At 63.4% G+C, this 20064-nt stretch carries 23 protein-coding genes; 5 read left to right on the top strand and 18 right to left on the bottom strand.

Annotation, left to right across the window (positions count from 1 at the left end; all coding sequences use genetic code 11):
• Window positions 1–1407, top strand: coding sequence for a chromosomal replication initiator protein DnaA (dnaA, locus tag LY254_RS00005; RefSeq protein WP_247477741.1), 1407 nt, complete (start codon window positions 1–3; stop codon window positions 1405–1407).
• A 3-nt stretch (window positions 1408–1410) separates the two neighbouring features.
• Here the strand turns inward: dnaA and cbbX are convergent, their stop codons facing one another.
• The 7 genes from cbbX to LY254_RS13035 all read right to left on the bottom strand — a co-directional run bounded on the left by cbbX (window position 1411) and on the right by LY254_RS13035 (window position 8018).
• Window positions 1411–2343: a CbbX protein gene (gene cbbX, locus LY254_RS00010; protein WP_010316507.1), complete on the bottom strand. Its 933-nt coding sequence runs from the start codon at window positions 2341–2343 to the stop codon at window positions 1411–1413.
• Entirely contained in the window at window positions 2330–2584 is a 255-nt protein-coding gene (locus LY254_RS00015) for a 4a-hydroxytetrahydrobiopterin dehydratase (protein WP_247477744.1), read from the bottom strand. The genes cbbX and LY254_RS00015 overlap by 14 nt, the downstream gene beginning before the upstream one ends.
• Window positions 2585–2593: 9 nt before the next feature.
• Window positions 2594–3736, bottom strand: a complete 1143-nt coding sequence (locus tag LY254_RS00020) for a CO2 hydration protein (protein ID WP_247477747.1) — start codon at window positions 3734–3736, stop codon at window positions 2594–2596.
• A gap of 1 nt (window position 3737) precedes the next feature.
• A complete protein-coding gene (locus tag LY254_RS00025; RefSeq protein WP_247477750.1) occupies window positions 3738–5246 on the bottom strand; it encodes an NADH-quinone oxidoreductase subunit M in 1509 nt (502 codons plus the stop codon).
• Window positions 5247–5249: 3 nt separating this feature from the next.
• On the bottom strand, window positions 5250–7109 hold the full coding sequence (locus LY254_RS00030) for an NAD(P)H-quinone oxidoreductase subunit F (RefSeq protein WP_247477753.1): 1860 nt from the start codon (window positions 7107–7109) through the stop codon (window positions 5250–5252).
• A 94-nt stretch (window positions 7110–7203) separates the two neighbouring features.
• Window positions 7204–7713 (bottom strand): ferritin-like domain-containing protein, encoded by a 510-nt coding sequence (locus LY254_RS00035; protein WP_247477754.1) that lies wholly within the window; start codon window positions 7711–7713, stop codon window positions 7204–7206.
• The gene (locus LY254_RS13035; RefSeq protein ID WP_029626246.1) at window positions 7713–8018 is read right to left on the bottom strand and encodes a BMC domain-containing protein; all 306 of its coding nucleotides are present in this window, start codon (window positions 8016–8018) and stop codon (window positions 7713–7715) included. The genes LY254_RS00035 and LY254_RS13035 overlap by 1 nt, the downstream gene beginning before the upstream one ends.
• Here LY254_RS13035 and LY254_RS13040 point away from each other — a divergent pair.
• The gene (locus LY254_RS13040; RefSeq protein WP_247477757.1) at window positions 8017–8388 is read left to right on the top strand and encodes a hypothetical protein; all 372 of its coding nucleotides are present in this window, start codon (window positions 8017–8019) and stop codon (window positions 8386–8388) included. The genes LY254_RS13035 and LY254_RS13040 overlap by 2 nt on opposite strands.
• 66 nt (window positions 8389–8454) lie before the next feature.
• On the opposite strand, the gene LY254_RS00050 is transcribed toward LY254_RS13040, so the two are convergent.
• From LY254_RS00050 to LY254_RS00090, 9 genes are all read right to left on the bottom strand, one after another.
• A complete protein-coding gene (locus LY254_RS00050) occupies window positions 8455–8706 on the bottom strand; it encodes a carboxysome peptide B (protein ID WP_010316530.1) in 252 nt (83 codons plus the stop codon).
• Complete coding sequence (locus tag LY254_RS00055; protein WP_247477759.1) at window positions 8706–8996, bottom strand: carboxysome peptide A; 291 nt, start codon at window positions 8994–8996, stop codon at window positions 8706–8708. The genes LY254_RS00050 and LY254_RS00055 overlap by 1 nt, the downstream gene beginning before the upstream one ends.
• A 1-nt stretch (window position 8997) precedes the next feature.
• Window positions 8998–10728 carry a carboxysome shell carbonic anhydrase gene (locus LY254_RS00060; RefSeq protein ID WP_247477762.1) on the bottom strand — a complete coding sequence of 577 codons (1731 nt, stop codon included), beginning with the start codon at window positions 10726–10728 and terminating at the stop codon, window positions 8998–9000.
• 13 nt (window positions 10729–10741) lie between these two features.
• Window positions 10742–13099, bottom strand: coding sequence for a CsoS2 family carboxysome shell protein (locus LY254_RS00065; protein WP_247477765.1), 2358 nt, complete (start codon window positions 13097–13099; stop codon window positions 10742–10744).
• A gap of 174 nt (window positions 13100–13273) precedes the next feature.
• On the bottom strand, window positions 13274–13615 hold the full coding sequence (locus tag LY254_RS00070) for a ribulose bisphosphate carboxylase small subunit (RefSeq protein ID WP_010316537.1): 342 nt from the start codon (window positions 13613–13615) through the stop codon (window positions 13274–13276).
• A gap of 116 nt (window positions 13616–13731) precedes the next feature.
• Window positions 13732–15144, bottom strand: a complete 1413-nt coding sequence (locus LY254_RS00075; protein WP_010316539.1) for a form I ribulose bisphosphate carboxylase large subunit — start codon at window positions 15142–15144, stop codon at window positions 13732–13734.
• Between the two features lie 71 nt (window positions 15145–15215).
• A complete protein-coding gene (locus LY254_RS00080; RefSeq protein WP_010306728.1) occupies window positions 15216–15530 on the bottom strand; it encodes a BMC domain-containing protein in 315 nt (104 codons plus the stop codon).
• 204 nt (window positions 15531–15734) lie between these two features.
• On the bottom strand, window positions 15735–16016 hold the full coding sequence (locus LY254_RS00085; RefSeq protein WP_247477768.1) for a P-II family nitrogen regulator: 282 nt from the start codon (window positions 16014–16016) through the stop codon (window positions 15735–15737).
• 4 nt (window positions 16017–16020) lie between these two features.
• Window positions 16021–17016, bottom strand: coding sequence for a sodium-dependent bicarbonate transport family permease (locus LY254_RS00090; RefSeq protein WP_247477770.1), 996 nt, complete (start codon window positions 17014–17016; stop codon window positions 16021–16023).
• Window positions 17017–17234: 218 nt separating this feature from the next.
• Between LY254_RS00090 and rdgB the strand changes: the two genes are divergently transcribed.
• Window positions 17235–17831: an RdgB/HAM1 family non-canonical purine NTP pyrophosphatase gene (gene rdgB, locus LY254_RS00095; RefSeq protein ID WP_247477772.1), complete on the top strand. Its 597-nt coding sequence runs from the start codon at window positions 17235–17237 to the stop codon at window positions 17829–17831.
• A gap of 1 nt (window position 17832) precedes the next feature.
• On the opposite strand, the gene LY254_RS00100 is transcribed toward rdgB, so the two are convergent.
• Window positions 17833–18591: a BMC domain-containing protein gene (locus LY254_RS00100; RefSeq protein ID WP_010316545.1), complete on the bottom strand. Its 759-nt coding sequence runs from the start codon at window positions 18589–18591 to the stop codon at window positions 17833–17835.
• A 214-nt stretch (window positions 18592–18805) separates the two neighbouring features.
• Here LY254_RS00100 and LY254_RS00105 point away from each other — a divergent pair, with 214 nt between their 5' ends.
• Complete coding sequence (locus LY254_RS00105; RefSeq protein ID WP_010316546.1) at window positions 18806–19114, top strand: hypothetical protein; 309 nt, start codon at window positions 18806–18808, stop codon at window positions 19112–19114.
• A gap of 73 nt (window positions 19115–19187) precedes the next feature.
• The gene (locus tag LY254_RS00110; RefSeq protein WP_247477775.1) at window positions 19188–19622 is read left to right on the top strand and encodes a hypothetical protein; all 435 of its coding nucleotides are present in this window, start codon (window positions 19188–19190) and stop codon (window positions 19620–19622) included.
• Here LY254_RS00110 and LY254_RS00115 read toward each other — a convergent pair whose 3' ends face one another.
• Window positions 19623–20021 carry a hypothetical protein gene (locus LY254_RS00115; protein ID WP_247477778.1) on the bottom strand — a complete coding sequence of 133 codons (399 nt, stop codon included), beginning with the start codon at window positions 20019–20021 and terminating at the stop codon, window positions 19623–19625.
• Window positions 20022–20064 lie beyond the last annotated feature (43 nt).

Raw genomic sequence — 20064 nt, forward strand, 5'->3', positions numbered from 1 at the left:
GTGACGGTGCAGCAGGGAGAAACGCTGTGGCGTCAGGTTCAAGAAGCACTCCAAGGCAATCTCTCCAAACCCACGTTTGAGACCTGGATTCGTCCGGCCACGTGTGTCGACCTGCAGGGCAACGAGCTGCAGCTGCTGGCCCCCAATACCTTTGCTTGCGGCTGGCTGCGCAAGAACTACCTGAGCACCATTGCCGCGGTGGCCAGCGAGATCGCCGGTCGCCCGATCGCGGTCAGCGTCGAGGCCGGTGGTGAGTCCGCCCAGGGCATCACCCTGAACGGTCAGCCCCCCACGACCGCCGGGGTCGAGGTGGCCCCAGGCTCCGCTGCCCCCCAGCAGCGCACGGCCACGGGTGAGGCCCCGCGCAAGTTGGCCCCGGGCCTGAATCCCCGCTACGTCTTCAACCGCTTCGTGGTCGGGCCCAACAGTCGAATGGCCCATGCCGCGGCGTTGGCCGTCGCTGAGGCCCCCGGCCGTGAGTTCAACCCGCTGTTCATCTGCGGCGGGGTGGGTCTGGGTAAAACCCACCTGATGCAGGCCATTGGCCACTACCGCCTGGAGATTGATCCGGAGGCCCGGGTCGCCTACGTCAGCACTGAGACCTTCACGAACGATCTGATCCAGGCCATCCGCAAGGACGGCATGCAGAAATTTCGGGATCGCTACCGGGCTGCCGATTTGATCCTGGTGGATGACATCCAGTTCATCGAGGGCAAGGAGTACACCCAGGAGGAGTTCTTCCACACCTTCAACGCCCTGCATGAGGCCGGGCGCCAGATCGTGATTGCCAGCGATCGTCCCCCAAGCCAGATTCCCCGCCTGCAGGAGCGTTTGATCTCACGCTTCTCGATGGGCCTGATCGCGGATATCCAAACGCCTGATTTGGAAACGCGGATGGCGATCCTGCAAAAGAAGGCGGAGCACGAGCGGGTCAGCCTGCCCCGGGACCTGATCCAATACCTCGCGGGTCGCTTCACCTCAAACATTCGCGAGCTCGAGGGTGCCCTGACCCGAGCCGTTGCCTTTGCTTCGATCACCGGTCTGCCGATGACTGTGGAATCGGTGGCACCGATGCTCGAACCGGCCGGTGTTGAGGTGGAGGTCACCCCGGATCAAGTCTTGAACAAGGTGGCCGAGGTCTTCGGTGTGGGCGTCGATGAGATGAAGAGCGCCAGCCGTAAGCGGGCCGTGAGCCAGGCCCGGCAGGTGGGCATGTACCTGATGCGCCAGGGCACCAATTTGTCCCTGCCCCGCATTGGCGATGCCTTTGGCGGCAAGGATCACTCCACCGTGATGTACGCCGTGGATCAAACCGAGAAGAAGCTGGCGGCTGACCCCCAGTTGGGCCGTCAGATTCAACAGGTCCGCGACCTTCTCCAGATCGACTCCCGCCGCCGGACCCGCTAGGGATTAGCCGGTGATCGGTTCACTGGGGTCAAGGCCTTCGACCTCCCCGGAGAAGACGCGGCTGGCGGTGATGTCCTCCGCTTCGATCGTCATCAGATCCAGCTTGGTGAGCTGACTGCTGTTCATCACATTGAACAGGCGATTGGCTTGGCGCATCCGCGAGCGATCGATCGCATTGCGAATCGAGCGGGCATTGGCAAAGAACGGCAGTTGCATGCGCCGATCGATGTAATCCTCGAAGGCCGCCAGGGCCTCCTCGCTGAAGCGGTAGTTCTCCTCCGCCAGGATCAGCCGCGCAATGGCAAGCAGTTCGCTGGCGCTGTAATCCGGGAAGTCGATGTGGTTGGCCACCCGAGAGGAGAGCCCAGGATTGCTTTGGTAAAAAACATCCATCCGCTCCTTGTAACCGGCAAAGATCACCACCAGGTCATCGCGGTTGTTCTCCATGACCTGGAGCAGGATCTCAATCGCCTCGGCTCCGTAGTCGCGCTCATTTTCAGGGCGATAGAGGTAGTAGGCCTCATCAATAAACAGCACCCCACCCATCGCCTTTTTGAGCATCTCCCGGGTCTTGGGAGCGGTGTGGCCGATGTATTGCCCCACCAGATCATCCCGGGTGGCGGTGACCACATGGCCTTTGCGCACGTAGCCGAGCTTGTGCAGGATTTGGGACATCCGCTCGGCCACGGTCGTCTTTCCCGTTCCTGGCCGACCGGTGAAGGACATGTGCAGGCTGGGGGCCGTGGTGGAGAGTCCCACCTGCTTGCGGGCCCGGTCGACGACCAGTAGGGCGGCGATTTCACGGATCCGGGTCTTGACCGGCTGGAGTCCAATCAACTCTTGGTCCAGCTGATCGAGAACCTCTTGGACCTCGGCCCCCTCATAGGCGGCCTGGAGATCGACGGGCGTGTTGTCGGGCTGCTCAGACGAGGCCATCGATGGCAGCGGCAAACGCGAGGTCAGCCTCGCCGATGCTCGCCCCCTCCTCCTCGGGCCGGAGGGTGATGTTCACGTATGTACGCCCAAAACTGATGTCGGGGTAGCGCCCTTCCTGCTCGCAGAAATCGTTGAGGCGATCCAAAAACGCCCGGTTCCCGGCGTAGTCCTCGAACTCAATCCGGCGCTCCAGCCACTCAACGCGATCGGGCTTGGGCCGGGGATTCCAGAGTTGATCCATGGGTTGACCCTACGCCGCGAGGCAATCGGTGCGGCCAATCACCAGGCGAGCGGCCCAGGAGGCGGCATAGGCGCGATTGGCCTCCTGTTCTTCCGGGTTGGTCGTGTCCAGGGCGTGGGGCATGGTGCCGCTGATGGCGGCGTTGGTCACGCAGAACATCGACTTCTGGAAGCTGCGGCAGATCTTTTCGCGCACGTCCCCTTCTCCGCGGGTGCGCACCAGATACCACTGGTGCAATCGCTCCGGAAGATGGCGGTACATGTCCTGCATCAGCAGGCTGGGGGGCACGCCCGCACCCATCGTGGGCAGAGGGTCGGCATAGAGCGCGCCGTAGGTGAAGGTCGCCTGGTCCGGTGAGATTTGCTGGGCCTGGGCGTTGTAGCTGACGGTGCCCAAGAAGGGCATTCCCCGTAGGAAGACCGCCTCGACGTAGGGAACGGCTACATCCACCAGGAAGGTGAGCTTGGCTTCCGGCGGCAGGATCCAGAACCGTTGGCCGCCGATCATCACGCCGTATTCGATCGGGTTGGCGGCGGCGGCCACGAGCCCCTGCTTGATGAAGTCGACCACATCCGGGATCGATCGCACAGCACCGGAGCGTTCCGCCTTGGCCAGGTCGATGAACAAATCGCTCATCACCCGCCAGAACTGCCCCAAGGCATGGGTGGTGGCGGCGTTGCGAATCAGTTCGCTAAGGAAGTCGGGGAACAGGGGATGCAGGATCGCCAGCAGCGGATCACGTCGGCGCTTGGCGGCAATGATCGCCTTGCAGTTCTCGCTAAAGGCCTCACTGTCGAAGTAGGCATCCATCCCGCCGGTGGCATGCCAGAGCATGCCCTTCATGCAGTACTCGGCGTACTCGAAGTTGATGCGGTCGTGGTTGAGATGGCGCCAGATCTTGGCGGGGCTGAGGTCCCCGTCGAGGTACTTAAAGATCGGGAATGGGTTGAGGAACTGATGTTCCCCTTGGTAGATCAGGTTTTTGCTGTAGGCATCGAGCACCTCGCCATAGCTCTCGAGCACATCGACCACCTCAATGAGGTGATCGGCGGTGTCGCTCAGCAGGGTCTCACCTCCGAGGAGTTTGGCGATGATCTGCTCGGCGTCGAGGCCGGGGGTGCTGTGAACCAGCTCAGCAGGAATGACAGGCATCTCAGCTCACTCCCATCGATTGCAGGGCCAAGGCTGTGAGCGAGGTTTCGCTCAGATAGCTGAGGCCAAACGGTAAGAGGCCCAGGCCAATGATCGCTGCGGCCAGGGCAAGGGCGGGATAGGTCTCCCGGGGAGCTACCGGCGCGAGTTGGACATCCAAGCGTGCATCCCGAATGGGATCGTCGCTGTCGGGGGTAATGGAGAGGCGGCCAAAGAAGGCGCGGTTCACCAGCAGCAGGAAGTACACGGCCGTCAGTCCCGAGCCCACCATCGAAAGCAGGGTGGCGACCGGGAAGGCGCTGATGCTGCCGCGGAAGACCAGGAATTCCGAGATGAATCCGGCCATGCCCGGCAGGCCGGCGCTGGCCATCACCGCCAGGATCATCAACGTCCCCGTCAGGGGGAGACCCTTTTCAGGGCTCAACAAACCATGGAGCACCTTGAGGTCGCGGGTGCCGGTCTTGCGGTAGACGATGCCCACCAGCAGGAAGAGCAGGGCCGAGATCAGACCGTGGGCCACCATCTGGAACACCGCCCCCAGCAGGCTGATGGGGGTGTTGGCCGCGGCAGCCAGGAGCACGTAGCCCATGTGGCCGACGGAGCTGAAGGCGACCATCCGCTTCATGTCGGTCTGGGCAATGGCCGCCAGGGAGCCGTAGAGCACGGAGATGGCCGCCCAGATCGCGAGGCCAGGGGCCAGCTCAGCCCAGGCCTCTGGGAAGAGCTGCAGGCCAAAACGCAGCAGCCCATAGGTGCCGAGCTTCAGCAGCACACCAGCCAGGAGAACCGACACCGGAGTAGCGGCCTGGGTGTGGGCATCGGGCAGCCAGTTGTGCAGCGGCACCAGCGGGATCTTGATCCCAAAGCCCAGCAAGATCGCAACCAGGAGCACGATCTGACCGCCCATGGCCAGACGATCGGAGAGGACCGGGGTGATGCTGAAATCCACGGTTCCAGTCAGCAGCGCCAAGCCGAGGAAGGCGCCCAGGATCAGCATTCCTGAGATCGCTGTGAAGATCAGGAATTTCGTGGCGGCATAGGCCTTGTTCGCTCCGCCCCAGACGGAGATCAAGAGCCAGAGCGGAATCAGTTCCAGCTCATAGAAGAGGAAGAACAGCAGCAGGTTGTCGGCGATGAAGGCCCCGTTCACCGCACCGCTGATCAACAGCAGCATGGCGAAGTAGATCCGCGGTCTTCGGTCGATGTCGCGGGTGATGATCGCCGAGACCAAGGTCAGGGCGGCATTGATCAGCACCAGGGGCAAGGACAGGCCATCGATCCCGAGGGCGTAATCCAGACCAATGCCAGGGACCCAGCGGTGGAACTCCTGGAGCTGCATCCCAGCCACGCTGGGATCGAACTGGACGGTGATCACCAGGCTGGCGATCAGCTGGATCACCAGGATTCCAATCGTGATCAGCCGCAGGCGCCCCAGGGGTTGCTCCCCAGGCCAAAGCAGCAGCGCGGCGGTCCCCAGGAAGGGGATCAACAGCAGAGAACTCAGCAACATCGATTAACCCCCACGCCCCAGCTGCAGCACACCAAGCAGCAAGACAATCGCGAGGAGCACCGTGAGCACATAGCTCTGGGTCTTGCCGCTGACGCTGAGCTTCAGGCCGTTGGCTGTGGCCATCGAGAGATTGCCGACACCATCAGCCATGGCCTTGATCACGTTGAGATCGAACCAGCGGGTGAATTGGGCCAAGTTGGCCACCAGGCTCACCACCGTGCGCTTGTAGATCTCTGGTGTGTAGAAGTCGTAGGCCAGAAGGTCCTGCAGGGTTCGAACCCAAGGGGTGGTCGAGCGCGACCAGAACTGATCCAGGGGAATCACAGCCCCAATGACGACACCAATCAGACCGGAGGCCGCGACCGCAAGCCCGATGCTGAGGCTGAAGGATGCGATCCCCGGAACCGGATCAATGCGCTGCATCATCGCGGGCAGCAGCATCACGATCACGCTCAGGCTGACGATGGGCAGGGCCATCAACCAATTGACCTCTGGGGTGCGCTTGGTTTTGGGCAGTGGTTTGCCAAGGAAGACGGATCGGTAGACCCGGGTGGCGTTGGTGGCCGTCAACAGGTTGGTGATCAAGAAGACCACCGCAAAGCCCGGGTCGCTCTCCTTGAGGCTGTTGATCATCAGGCCGTAGCACCAGAAGGAGCCCAAGGGCAGCAGGCCCACAACACCGGCGCTGCCGATGATGAAGGCCAGAGAGGTCGCGGGCATGCGGGTACCAATGCCGCCCAGTTCAGTCAGGTCCTGGCAGTTGGTGGTGGCGATGATGCTGCCCACCCCCATGAACTGCAGGGCCCTTGCCAGACCGTGGGCAAAGAGCAACAGCAGTGCGATGCCAGGGCGCTGCAGCGCAATGGCGATGAAGACCAGCCCCAAATAGGAGGTGGTCGAGTAGCTGAAGGCGCGCTTGAGGTCCACCTGGGCCAACGACACCAGGGCTCCGCCGATAGCGCTGATGGCCCCCACCGCCAGCAAGACGTCTGTCGCGAGTGGTGAGAGCTGGACGATCGGCATCAGCTTCATCAGGACGATCGCGCCGCAGGTCACCACGACGGAGTTCCTGAGGATCGAGGCCGGGTTCGGGCCCTCCATGGCTTCATCCAGCCAGAGGTGCATTGGGAACTGGGCGCACTTGCCCATCGGACCGGCGATCAACCCCAGGCCAAGCAGGGTGATGCCCAGGGGGCCGAGGGCGCCACTGTCTTTCAAGCCGCCGGCCCAGTCGTAGAGGTCGGTGAACTCCATTGAGCCGGCAAAGGCCGAGAGCGCCACAACCCCCATCAACAGCAGGACATCACCGACGCGCTTGGTGAGGAAGGCGTCCCGAGCGGCCGTGACCACCAGCGGTTGGGCATACCAAAAGCCCACCAGCAGATAGGTGGAGAGGGTGAGCATCTCCAGCAGGAAATAGCTCATGAACAGGTTGCTGCTGAGCACCACCCCACTCATGGCCCCTTCAAAGAAGCCCACCAGGGCGTAGAAGCGGGCCAGCGACCATTCCTTATCCAGGTAGCCCAGGGCATAGACCTGGCAGATCAGGCTCATCGTCGTGACGAGCTCCAGGGCCGCCAGGTTCGTCAGCGAGAGATCGAAGCCGATGCGCAGGTCGAGGTCAGCGGCTTGGAACCAGGCCAGATCGAGGTGCTGGGGGCCGATCTCGTAGACCGATCGGAGCACCAGGCTGCCGTGGATCACGGCCAGCAGGGTGACAAGAAGGTTGAGGTAGGCCGCCGGGCGCGGGCCATTGCGTTTGATCCACCCCGTGGCCCAGGGCAACGACAGGAGCATCCCGCTGAACCCGTACACCGGGATCAGCCAGATCAGTTGCAGGGGAAGGGGGAGAGCAGCGCTCAAACGGTTAAAGAATTGGGCCGCCGAAAGCAGCTTCGGCGGCGGAATCTAGGCGCTTCTGATCCCGGTTGGGCAGATCCTCCAGCGCCGAATGGACTCAGAACGTGGCGCGGTCTTGCAGTGCCCCGCGGCGGCGGGAGCCATAGCGCCCGTAGCCGCGGGGACGACGCCCACCGAGCTCGTTGAGCCAGGTCTCGAGCTCCTGCATGTGGTGCTGCTCGTCCTCCAACAGGGATTGGAAGAAGGCCGCGTTGTTTTGGTCGTTGACCAAGCGACAGAAGCGGACCGCCTCGTCGTAATGGTTGACGAGCTGCTGCTCGAGATCGGCGTTCTGCTCAAGCAGACCCACTAGATCGGCGGCATGGGTCACCGGCTGCAGTTGGGAAGCAGCCGGTGCCGCGCCAAGCGACAGCATCTGTTGGACGATCCGTTCAGCGTGCTGCATCTCTTCGACGGTTTCCTCACGGAACCGATCGGCCGATGCCGCATCACCCCAGAGCCCCACGAGGGAGGCCTGGGTCATGTACTGCTGAACAGCGGTCAGCTCAAGGCTGAGGGCACGCCCAAGAAAACCCAGGACGCGCGGATGGACGGCGTCCATGGTCATCAGGCCCGGCGGTTGTTGCTGCTCACCAAAGCAGGCTCGACCTCGGAGTGGGGGCGGGCAATGATGTGGGCGGCCACGAGGCCATCACCCACGCGCTCGCAGGCATCGGCGCCGGCGCGAACGGCGGCGTTCACAGCACCGGTTTCGCCGCGGACCAGAACGGTGACGTAACCACCACCGACAAACTCGCGACCGATCAGGGTCACTTCGGCTGCCTTGGTCATGGCATCAGCAGCCTCGATGGCGGGCACCAGACCGCGGGTCTCGATCATGCCGAGAGCGATGCCTTGAACGGAAGAAGCCATGGGGGAGGTGCGAGTGGAGGGGGTGGAGCGGTTGCCGCCGGAGCCCGAGCCGGAGGCAGAGGAGCGAGAGGCGGCAGCACGGGTGCTGCTGCGACGGGCAGCGGGAGCAGCTTTCGCTGCTGTGCTGGCCGCACTCTTCGCAGGGGTCGAGGCGACCGTCTTGGCGGTCACCGTCACGGGAGCGGAGGCTGCCGCCGCTGCCGCCGGTGCGGCGGTGGTGGCCTTGGCAGCCGCCGCGGGGATTGCGGTCACCGGAGTGGTCCCGGCGGCCGGCTTGGCGGCAGCGGGCTTCGCGGCTGCGCTGGATTTAGCGCTGGCTGAAGTGCTGGTAGCTCGGGAACGTGGTGTGGCCATGACGGTGATGGGCTAAGCCCGGTGGATGGTCGCTGGAGATAACGGAGTGGACCCAGGCTGGCTGGGAGGAACCAGGGGCTCCTTAGCCGTCGGGCGACCAGTGGTCGATGATTCCGCCGATCGTGAGATCGGTGAAGAGGTTGGCGTTGCCGGTGGCATGGCGAGCGGCGGAGCCACTGGCGGTGAACACCCAGTTGCCGGGGGAGGCGCCCACCGGATCGGTGGCCACGCTCAACTTGCCTTTGTTATTGCGCAGGATTCGCAGGGTTTGGTGCGCGAAACCCTCCACCCGTTGGGTGCAGACCATCGATCCCATCACCTGCATGATTTCCATTACTTGGCGCCCCCTTGGGGTTTGCCCGCGGCCATTTCTTTGCCGGCCTCGGGATCCCAATGGTCAATGATCCCGACGATCGTCAGATCGCTGGGGTACGACTTGCTGCCGGCGGCTTCGCGGGCGGCGGAGCTACCGACGCAGATCACCCAATCCCCGGGGATGGCACCGACTGCATCGACGGCCACCTTCTGAGTGCTGCCATCGAGCACCACCTGAAGATGCTTGTGCTGAAAATCAGCGATGCGGTTGGTGGAAACCAGTGGCTTCACCACTTTGCAGATCAACATGTCAGTGCCCCCCTCCTGTGTTGAACGTGATTGAGGAACTTACGGTCTCAGCCGGCACGTGCCGATCCCGATCCCTCACGGTGAGCAGGGTGTGAAGGAGTCCTTGTTCGCAGAGCTCGCTGTAGCGGGCCTCGATCGCAGCCTTGACCCGCTCGCAGTGCTGGATGGCCCGCTCCCGGGCGCCGGGAACGGCACCGTGATAGTCGAACCGCAGCACCACAGGAATCGGTAGGCCGCGGGAGACGTTGAGGCCCTTGAAGATCTTGACCCCGACATCGAGATCAGGGGCGCCCTCTTCAACGGTGTCCATGTAGGCGAAGTAGGTCAGGTTGCGCAGGTGGATTTCCTTGAACCCGATGCCGACGCCAATGAAGCGCTCGGCGTGGCCGAAGTCGGTGTAGCTGCCGCCGTGGTACTGGCGGACGTAGTCGATCTGGGAGAGGTTGTTCTCCATCAGGCGGCTGATCAGCTTGACCATGCCCTCATCCGGTGTTGCGGCTGCTGCGGCTTTGACCTGGTTCTCGATCTCAATCCGGGCCTGATCGGCTCGCATCGAGCGGGTCGCGGCGTAGACATCGCGGGCATCCAGCCAGCTCTCGAGGTTGGTCTTCCCGTCGGCGCTGGGGACGTGGACCCGAATGGCGTCGGTGTCGGTGTCCATCCCGACCAACAGCAGATCCACCGAGGCTCCGCAGCAGAAGCTGTTCTCAACGGCCTGCTGGAAATCCTGTAGGCGCTGCAGGCCCTGGGCGGCAGCTGCCGTGTCGTCGCTGCCATGGGCAGCACAGCCCTCATGGCAGGGGTCCTTCGAGCTGAAGTGGTAGACGACGGTCTTGAGGTACCGGGTGTCGGCGTGGGCTGGATTGGGGAGCCCTTCGCGATAGCGGCGGTGTTCGGTCTTGACCCAGCGATCAACGGTGTTTTCCACGTCGAACATCGCTCCCGCGTGGGAGCGGCGGCGGACCGAGCTGAAGGGCAGCCTCAGGGCGTAGGCAATGGCATGGGCGAGGCGGCCATCGGCGCAGGGCGTGACATCCAGCAGATGGAAGCCGCACTCCAGCAAGAAGGTGTTGAAGGCTTCGGCATCAGCGCTGCCGGCCTGCGCTGCAAGGGGGTCGTCGTTGAAAAAGGAGAGGCTGGCCTGTTCATAGGCCTCAAACACACACCAAGCGAACAGGGTGCGCATGTCCAGCTGGCTGGTCCAGGCGGTCTCCAAGACCGGCTGGGGCAGCTCATGGCCGAGTTCACCGACGGCCAGGCGCTGGGCTTGCTCAACAAAGTTGTTTTCGTGCTGAAGCGCAGAGAGACGCTTCAGGACAGGCACGATCCGATCAAAGGAACCGAGGGTTTGCTCCTCGTAGGCCCGCAGTGCGGCGTTGGCCTGGCCGTTGCTCAGGGGATGCAGACCACCGGAGTGAACGGGGCCGCTGGAGCGGCGGTCCAGGACGACTTGGGTCGCCACCGGGCGCACCCTGCGTGGATTGCTCAGCTTGGACTTGATCTCAGCAACGGCTGAGGTCTTGCCCCGCACGCGGCTCGCCCTGGAGCTGCCAATGCGGGAGGCGTTCGCCAGTTCACGCTGACGCAGAACCTTGCTCAAGGCGCTGCTGGGGTTGAGCTCAGCGGGGGATTCCGCTGGGCCTGCTGACTCCTGGACCCCAGTGCCGTTTTGGCGGCGGCTGGGGGCCGTGGGAGCAAGCGGCCGCTCGTTAGTGGCGGAACGCCGACGCATTGCGGAGTGCTCCTTAGCCCCGGGCGCCGCCGGAGACCGTGATCAGGGAACCCTGATCGGTGCTGCCGCTGGAGCCGGTCACCTTGTTGTTCGGAGCAGGGACTTCCTGGTTGCGCTTGTTCTGGGCGCCAGGCATCCCGCTCATCGGGCCAACGCGGGTGGGGTTGCGGCGACGGGCAGATCTGCCCTCGGTGCCGGTGACGCGGTCTCCGCGATCCCAGTCGTCGCCGGTGATCTTGGTGCCGGAACCCTCACCGGTGACCCGGGAGACGGGCTCTTCAGCAGCGGCGATGGCGGCGGGCTGTTGCGCCTGGGCCAGACGCTGGTTGGCGCGACGGTCGAAGCGGAACTGCTCAGTGCCGGTGATCTTGCCGCTGGCCATGTCGAAAGGGCCAGTGATCCTTCCGCCTTGCTCGTAGGTGCTGCCGGTCACACGACCGGTGCTTTCGCGCTCCTGTTGGGCGGCGCGGGCAGGGGACTGAACACTGAACTGTTGCCAGTCAGCACCATTCAGAGCCTGGGGAAAGTCAGCATCGCGGCTGGGGGCGGTGCCACAGGCGCTGGCCTGTTGATCGGCGCCGACGTAGGGAGTACCGGTGACGTCTTCGCAGGCGCCACGCTCGGCGCCGGTCAGGGAACCACCAATGCCGGGCTGAATGCCGGTCATGCGGTTGGCGTTGCGAACGGGAGTCCGCTCACGGACAGCACGGACGGCAGCGGTGTTGCAGAAATCACCAGCCTGCTCGAGCCCGGCGTAGGGGGTGCCGGTGACGACTTTGCAGCTACCGGGTTCATCACCGGTGACCTTTTCGGAGCGACCGGTGCGGCTGCCGCTGACGACCTGGTTGCGGTTGGTGATGCTGAAGCCCACCTTGGCGGCTTCGGGCGCAGGGCGAGTGCCACAGAAGCTGTCGAACTGCTGACTACCGATGTATTCATCGCCAGTCACGTTGCGGCAGCTGCCGGCCTCATCGCCGGTGACCCGCTCGCTGCGGCCCACGGAGGTCCCGGTCACGCCGGTGCCACGCAGGGTGTTTTGGCTGCTGACCTTGGTCGCGGCACGGCCAGGAACACTGGCGTCGGAACCGAGGTATTGATCGCCGGTCAGATGGCGGCCTGAACCAGCCTCATCGCCAGTGACGCGCTCGCTGCGGCCCACCATGACGCCGCTGACGGCTTGGCCGCCCAGGGTCTGGCTGCGGCCCACCTTGCGGACCGAGGGGTCAACGCCACCGCAGTAGGACGCGGACTGGTTGGCCGAGATGTACTCGGTGCCGGTGACGCTCTTGCAGGTGCCGGGCTCATCGCCGGTCACTTTTTCGCTGCGGCCGACCTCATTGCCAGTGACACGGTTGCCATGGCTGGTGGCGGTGACGCGCACCTTGGCGGGTTGGTTGCTTCCTGCGGGTTGACCGCCGCAGAAGGTCTGGAAGACTTCGGCGCCGAGGTACTCGGTCCCGGTGATCGAGCGGCAGGTGGCCGCTTCGTTACCGGTGGTTTTCGCCGAGCGGTTGGCCTGGGTGCCGGTGACGGTCTGACCAGAGAGGGTCTCGCTCACACCCACCTTCCAGGCGGCATCCGCGGCTGCGGCTTGCTTGGCGCCATGGCGATTGGGGCCACTGGGGCGGGTTCCGCTGTTGCGAGCCGTACCCGCAGAACCGGTTTTGCTCTTGAGCTCACGCACCTTTTGCGCCAGCTCACGGGCACTGAGGTCGGGGTTGATCTGACGGGCCACAGCAGCTGCACCGGACTTGGCCGCCGTGCTCGCGGACTTGCCGCGCTTGCTCAGGGCTTCGCGGCGCGCCAGGACAAGTGCCCGGCTGGCGTTGTGGACAGCCGTGCCCTTGCGGGCTGCGGGGCGATTGCCTGCGGCAGCACGGGAGGAGCTGGAGGGACGCTCAGTGCTGAGGGAGAGGCTGGCGGAACGGGAAGAGGAGGTATCGCTGGTCGTCTCTTGGCACTTGCACTTGTGCTCAGCAGCCGGTGCCGATGCGGCCTTCGGGGCTTCCTTGGCGACGTCGGTGCGGGTGCGGTCCTTCGAGGTGTCGGCACGCTTGCCGCCGCGGGTCATGGCCTCGCGACGGGACAGCACCAGATCGCGGCTGGGGTTCGAAACGCGCTTGCCAGCGGAGGAACGGTGGCTGCTGGGGGCGGACAGCTGACGGGTAGGCGCCGGAGCGGCTGCGGGAGCCTCGGCTGCGGCGGGACGCGGTGCGGAACTTGGAGCGGCGTTGGTCCGGGTCGGACGGGCATCCGCGACGCTGCGGACGCGACCGCCACCACTGCCGTAGCGACCGGTGGCTTTCTTGCCGCCGTCGGTGAGGGCCTTGCGGCGCTCAAGGGCTGCTTCGCGACTCGATTTAGTGGCCATGTCCGCCCGGTGTATGGAATGACTGGATGGCATTAACGAAGCCGTTGATTTGCGTCAACACGGCATCGGAATGCTTGAAATCTGAATGCGAAAAATCGCAGTCAGATGGTTAATGAGTAAAAGAAGGAGTGGTCTCGAGGTGAATCGAGACCACAACTTTTAGAAGGCAGCTAATCAGCGGCCTTCGAACACCACGAAGCAAGCGCCTTGGCTTTGGGTGTAGGCGTCGTAGCCCACGAGACGCACGTGGTGGTCGGGGTAAGCGCGGTGGCAAGCTTCGAGCTCGTTCACGATGACGCTCAGATCCTTCTCACCGAAGAAGGGCAGCTTCCAGTAGGACCAGTAGGTGGCCATGGAGCGGCTGGGGTGGACGTGCTCAACGAGCGGGCTCCAACCCTGGGCAATGATGTACGCGATCTGGTCGTAGATCTCGTCCTGGGTCATCGGCGGGAGGAAGCCGAAGGTCTCCAGGGTGGCGACTGTTTGGTAGTCACCCACGGTGCTCTTGAAAGGCATGGGGTTCCTTGAGATGGATGGAATGAATGAACCTTGATTTGGTTCGATGTCCTGTTCCGATCACTGAATGGGATGGAGCCAACGGATGTTGACTCCGATTCCCAATCGCTTCGAAATCAGTTGACGTCGAGCTTGTCGACGGTGTCGAACTCGAACTTGATTTCCTTCCAGGTCTCGAGGGCGATGGCCAGCTCGGGGCTGTGCTTCGCGGCTTCCATGAGGATGTCGCGGCCTTCGCGCTCAATCTCGCGACCGGCGTTACGGGCTTTGACGCAGGCTTCCAGTGCCACGCGGTTAGCGGCAGCACCAGCAGCAGAACCCCAGGGGTGACCGTGGGTACCACCACCGAACTGGAGCACCGAGTCGTCGCCGAAGATGCTCACCAGGGCAGGCATGTGCCAGACGTGGATACCGCCGGAGGCCACGGCGAACACGCCGCCCATGGAGCCCCAATCCTGGTCGAAGAAGTTACCGCGGCTGCGATCTTCGGGAACGAAGGATTCGCGCAGCTGGTCGATGTAGCCGAGGGTGGACTGACGGTCGCCCTCGAGCTTGCCGACCACGGTGCCGGTGTGCAGCTGGTCACCACCGGAGAGACGCAGGCACTTGGCGAGAACGCGGAAGTGGATGCCGTGCTTGGGGTGACGGTCGATCACCGCGTGCATGGCGCGGTGGATGTGCAGCAGGATGCCGTTCTTACGGCACCAGTGTGCAAGACCGGTGTTGGCGGTGAAGCCACCCGTGATGTAGTCGTGCATGATGATCGGCTGCCCGAGTTCCTTGGCGAACTCGGCCCGCTCGTACATCTGCTCAGGGGTGGCGGCGGTGCAGTTCAGGTAGTGACCCTTACGCTCGCCGGTCTCCTGCTCAGCGGACTTCACAGCTTCGGCAACGAACTCGAAACGGTTCTGCCAGCGCTGGAAAGGCTGAGAGTTGATGTTCTCGTCGTCCTTGGTGAAGTCCAGACCGCCGCGGAGGCATTCGTAGACGACACGGCCGTAGTTTTTACCGCTCAGGCCGAGCTTCGGCTTGATGGTGCAACCCAGCAGAGGACGGCCGTACTTGTTCATACGGTCGCGCTCGACCACGATGCCGTTCGGGGGACCCATGCAGGTCTTGATGAACGCCATCGGGAAGCGGATGTCTTCCAGGCGCAGGTGGCGCAGTGCCTTGAAACCGAAGACGTTGCCGACCAGGGAGGTCAGAACGTTGGTGACGGAACCCTCTTCGAACAGATCGAGGGGGTAGGCGATGAACGCATAGAAGGATTCCTTGTCGCCAGGAACGTCTTCGATGCGGTAGCAACGGCCCTTGTAGAAGTCGAGGTCGGTGAGGAGCTCGGACCACACAGTGGACCAGGTGCCGGTGGAAGATTCAGCGGCAACAGCAGCTGCAACTTCTTCCTTGGGAACGCCTTCCTGGCCGGTGCACTTGAAGCAAGCCAGCAGGTCGGTGTCGAGGGGTACGTAGTCAGGAGTCCAATACGTGTCGCGGTACTCCTTAACCCCAGCGTCGTACTTCTTAGCCATGGAGAATCTCCGAGTGGGTCGAGGGAAATAAGTCAGAGAGATGAGTGGCCTTTAGAGGCCTAGCTCAGTCCTCAGTCCTTCGAACCAACGAAGCCAGCGCTGCTGTTGAGAGCAGGCTCCACTTCACGGTGGGGGCGAGCAATGATGTGGGCGGCAACCAGGCCATCACCCACGCGCTCGCAGGCATCGGCGCCAGCGCGAACGGCAGCGTTCACAGCACCGGTTTCGCCGCGCACCAGAACGGTGACGTAACCGCCGCCCACGAATTCGCGACCGACCAGGCGCACTTCGGCGGCCTTGGTCATGGCGTCAGCGGCTTCGATCGCGGGGACCAGACCCCGGGTCTCGATCATGCCGAGGGCGATGCCCATGGTTTCGTTAGCCATTACCTGCTCCTGGAGGAGGGGTGGAATGTTCGCCAGCAACCATGCTTCGGCAACGATCCGTAAGTCAAGACATTTGGCCCTGAATCGCGATTACCGTCACCACAGTCATTGATAAGTGGCGCTCATCAGTGCCTCACAAAACTTTGGGGATGCTTCTCTAGCTGGCGGTTGCGACGCCTCTGGGTGTCTCCAAAAGCACTGCAGCTAGAGCATTTCTGCTTCGGAGACGTAGGCCACTCCGCCGTAGTAATCGAGCAGCGGTTTGAGCTTGGTTCGCAGTTGCTCCACAACCTCGGGCTCGCAAAACGTCACGACGTGGGCATTGGCGCCAAGGCCGCTGAAGTCCATCGCTTCTGAGACGGATCCATGGGGTCCTTTCCCTGTGACGTGCTTCATCACCGAGTAACCCGCTGCACCCGCCACCTCAATTGCTTTGAGGATGGGTGTGAGCTCCCGCTCGCTCACCACGACATCAACCCGTTTCATGGCGTCAGCTTGCGGAGGGAAGGATGCGATTGATCAGCGCCATGTACAGGGGGATGCCGATCACGATGTTGAAGGGGAAGGTCAACCCCAGCGCGGTTGAGATGTAGAAGCTCGGATTGGCTTCAGGGACGGTCATGCGCATCGCCGCAGGCACCGCGATGTAGGAGGCACTGGCACACAACACAACAAAGAGCAGGGCATTGCCCGGCCCCAGTCCCAGGCCTCGGGCAATCAAGGTGCCAATCAGGGCATTGCAAAGCGGCATCAGCAGGGCGAAGCCGATCAAGAAGCTTCCTGCCGCTTGGAGATCACGGATTCGCTGGGCGGCGACGATCCCCATGTCCAGCAGGAAAAAGCTGAGGGCGCCGTAGAACAACTTGTCGGTGAAGGGCAGCATCTTTTCAACGCTGCTCGGACTCTGGCCTGCACTGAGGAAACCCACCAGCAGGCTGCCGACGAGCAGGTAGACCGAGCCATTCAGCAGGGATTCGTGCAGGACGGCCCCCCAGCGCATTCCTTCGCTGTTGGGGTTCTCCTTCGGGCCTGCCAACTTCACCAGGAGCAGGCCAACAATGATGGCTGGCGACTCCATTAAGGCCAGGGCGGCCACCATGAAGCCGTCGTGCTGGAGGTGTTGGGTTTCGAGAAAGCTTTCGGCGGTAATAAACGTCACCGCTGAAATGGAGCCGTAGGTCCCGGCAATGGCCGCCGCATTGAACCGGTCGAGCTTCAAGCGCAGTACCCCAAAGGAATAGAGGGGAACGACCAGCGACATCAAGATCGCCGCTGCAATGGTTGGCAGCACTTGCCCGCTGATGCCGCTGTGCTGTAGCTCAAGGCCCCCTTTAAAGCCAATTGCCAGTAAGAGATACAGCGAAAAGAGCTTGGGTAGGGGTGCCGGGATCTCCAGGTCCGAGCCCAAGAGCACGGCAAAAACACCGAGGAAAAAGAACAGAACCGGGGGTGTTAATAGGTTCTGCAGGACCAGGCTGGTGTCCATGGACGAACCTGCAGAGAGGGGCTGCCGTTTGACGCTAGGTGGCCGCGTTCGAACTGTTCCGTGGTGCACACATCAGGCATCAGTGCCATTGCGCGAGCGGGGCGGGATCCCTACGGTTTGAGGGAGGCAGGTGCCCCTGGATTTGTCTGGGGTGGAATGTTCAACCCAACCTGCCTCACCCCCTTAGGCGGCACAATGGCGGCCCCTGGTGTCATTGGATGCGATCTGGCACGCCCCAGCCGATCTTGGTGATTGCCAGTGGCAACCCCTACAAGGTGGCCGAGATCCAAGCGATGCTCGATGCCGTTGAGCTCGAGGTGCGTCAGCAGCCCGAGGGACTCGAGATCGAAGAAACGGGTACCACCTATCTCGAGAACGCTCGGCTGAAGGCCTGCAGCGTGGCCCGGCTCACGGGCCAGTGGGCCCTGGCTGATGACTCTGGTTTGGAGGTTGATGCCCTGGGTGGTGCGCCTGGGCTGTATTCCGCCCGCTATGCCTCCACCGATCCCGAGCGCATTCAACGCCTACTGGAGGAACTGGGAATGACCCCCTACCGCAGCGGCAGCTTTAACAGCGCCATGGTGCTCTCCGATCCCGAGGGCAATCCTGTGCTCGAGTCCCAGGGGATCTGCCGCGGCGAGATTCTCAGTAGCCCGCAGGGGCAAGGGGGCGGCTATGACCCGATCTTCTGGGTGCGGGAAGCAGGACTGACCTATGCCCAGATGGGGCAACACCTCAAGGACAAACTGGGCTCCCGGGGTAAAGCGGCCCGTGCCTTGGCCCCGGGGTTGATGCAGATCTTCGGTCTGCGCTGACTCAGCGGGCAGAGCGCCGGTTGATTTGCTCGACGGCCCGCATCGCAGCAGCAGCAGCTTCGTTGACGTCCCCTTCCCAGCCGGCCAGGGTCAGTCGGCCGAAGGCGCCGACGGCCTTGACGTCGACCACGGTGATGTTGCTGGACTTTTCCGCTTCGTTGGCGGCCAGCAGGACATAGCCGGCCGGTTCGGTCTCCAGGATGAACATGCTCATGCCGGCCTGAATCATCGAGCCGCGCCGGTTCTGACGGTTGATCAGCACGGCGTGGTCGGGGGTGATCGCCCGGATGACCTCGGTCCAGGTCACGCTGCAGCGGGTGCGCTGCTCGACGCTGCTGCCGATGGCTTCAAGGACGACATCGCCGGAGTGGAGCACATTGCTCTGGTCGCGGTGATACAGCGCGAGGGAGCCAAAGGCCCGCTCCACGATCATCTGGCCCAGGCGCACCGTGCTGGCTTTGAGGGCGATGTCCGTCACCCGGTGCACGGCCATGCCAGGGGAGACCTCAAGCCAGAGGCAGGCATCGCCTGGGATGGGCAGGAAGCCCTGGCTCACCGTCCCCATGTAGGTGGCGAGTTGGGGCTGGAGTGAATCGAGAAAGACGTAGGTCCGCAGCTCGATGGATTCGACTGCGCTGGCCTGGCTGACCAGCCGCGCTTCGCTGTCGGTCGTGATGACACAGCTGGCGGCCGATGGGTGCAGCTCATCCAAAGAGGTGCCGCTGCCGCTGAATCCCAGGTCGGTGCCAGTGATCTGCACCGATGCAGTTCGTCGCCTGGGATTGCGTTCAATCAAGGGGTCGGGCTGCTCCCTACAGACGTTGAGGTCCTCTGCTGGTCAGCGGGAGGAGCGCGGCGATCTTACCGCTCTACCGCTGTGTTTCCGCACGATGACCTGGGCGCAAAACGGTGGCGAAGGCCACAACCGCTCTGGGAGGCCTGGCTAACACGGCTTCATTCGCGGTGCGTTGGCCATGCTCACACCGTCCACCAGGCTCCGTCTTCAGAACATCGTCCACCGCATTGGCGCCGACCAGGCGGTGTCGTTGCAGGAACGCATCTACCTCCAAAAATTTGCCGATCGCGACCATGCCGTAGCGGCTTGGTTGCGCCAGGCCCGGCGCCGCCAGCAGGCCGCCTCCAGTCAGGGGCTCGATCGCTTGATGGCGGAATTGGATTTGGGCGAGGTGGACCCTGGAGCGGCCTTCCGGCCTGATCCGGAGGATCCAGGCGATCTCGGTGATTGGTTTGGACAGGCCCCGGATTGGTTGCGCCGCAGTTGATGTCCGCCGGTCTCTGGGGTCTTGCGCCCCGGGCGAGAGCCGGTACCGTCCGGCCATCCCTGCAGGACTGCCCGTGGCTGCTAAGCGCTCTGCCCCTTCTGCCTCCGCGAAGGGCGCTGCTCCCGTTCAAGACGGCGGCGATCTCAATGCTGACCAGGCTTTGGCTCTGGTCAGCATGAGCCTGATGCAGAAGCTTGCGGCCCAAGGGCAGCCCCCCTGGGTCTGGAACGAGTCCGAGGACGGTGGCGCCTGTGATGTCGCCTCCCTGCGCCAGCGCCTGGAGCTCACCCAGTTGGCTCTGCAAACGGGTGCGCCCCTGTCGACGGCAGAGGTGACTTATTTGATGGGTGCCCGTCCCGGCAGCGCCGAGGTGGAGCGGGGCGGCCTGCGGGCTAGGCGCATCAGCCGCAATGTCTGGAAACTGGGCCAAACCGCTGGTGGCGAGGAGCGCCGGGGTGAGGTCACCAGCTTCGCCAGCTTCAATGATGGCCGCCGTCGCTTCGGTTGATCAGGGCAACTCGCCGCCTGCGCTGATCTCTTGATCCCAGGCGGCGATCAGCTGGTTTTTCAGCGCTTCGCTCTGTTCTAGGGCGATCTCCAGTCCCCCCCACCAGTTGATCAAGGCCACGGGGACGGGCATGGCATTGCACTCCAGTTCATAGGACTGGATTTGCTCTTCAGCATCGATCAGGACGCAGATGCTGAACTCCAAGAGCCCGTTGGACCACGGGTGGAGTGAAACGGTCGTCACTGGGCCCAGGTCAATGCTCCACCAGGGGCAATTGGGCGTGACTTTCGGAACCCCGGCGGGAAGGTCAAGCTTGGCCCACCCCCGCAGCACCAGTTGTTCCAGTAGGTCGTTGAGGCTCGAGCGCATGGACTCCCCCGGATGGGGTGTCTTTGTCATGGCACGGCCCATGGGCTGCCAGCAAGGGCAGATCGGGCCATGG

It is taken from the genome of Synechococcus sp. NB0720_010, assembly GCF_023078835.1.
In the GTDB taxonomy this organism is placed as follows: Bacteria; Cyanobacteriota; Cyanobacteriia; order PCC-6307; family Cyanobiaceae; genus Vulcanococcus.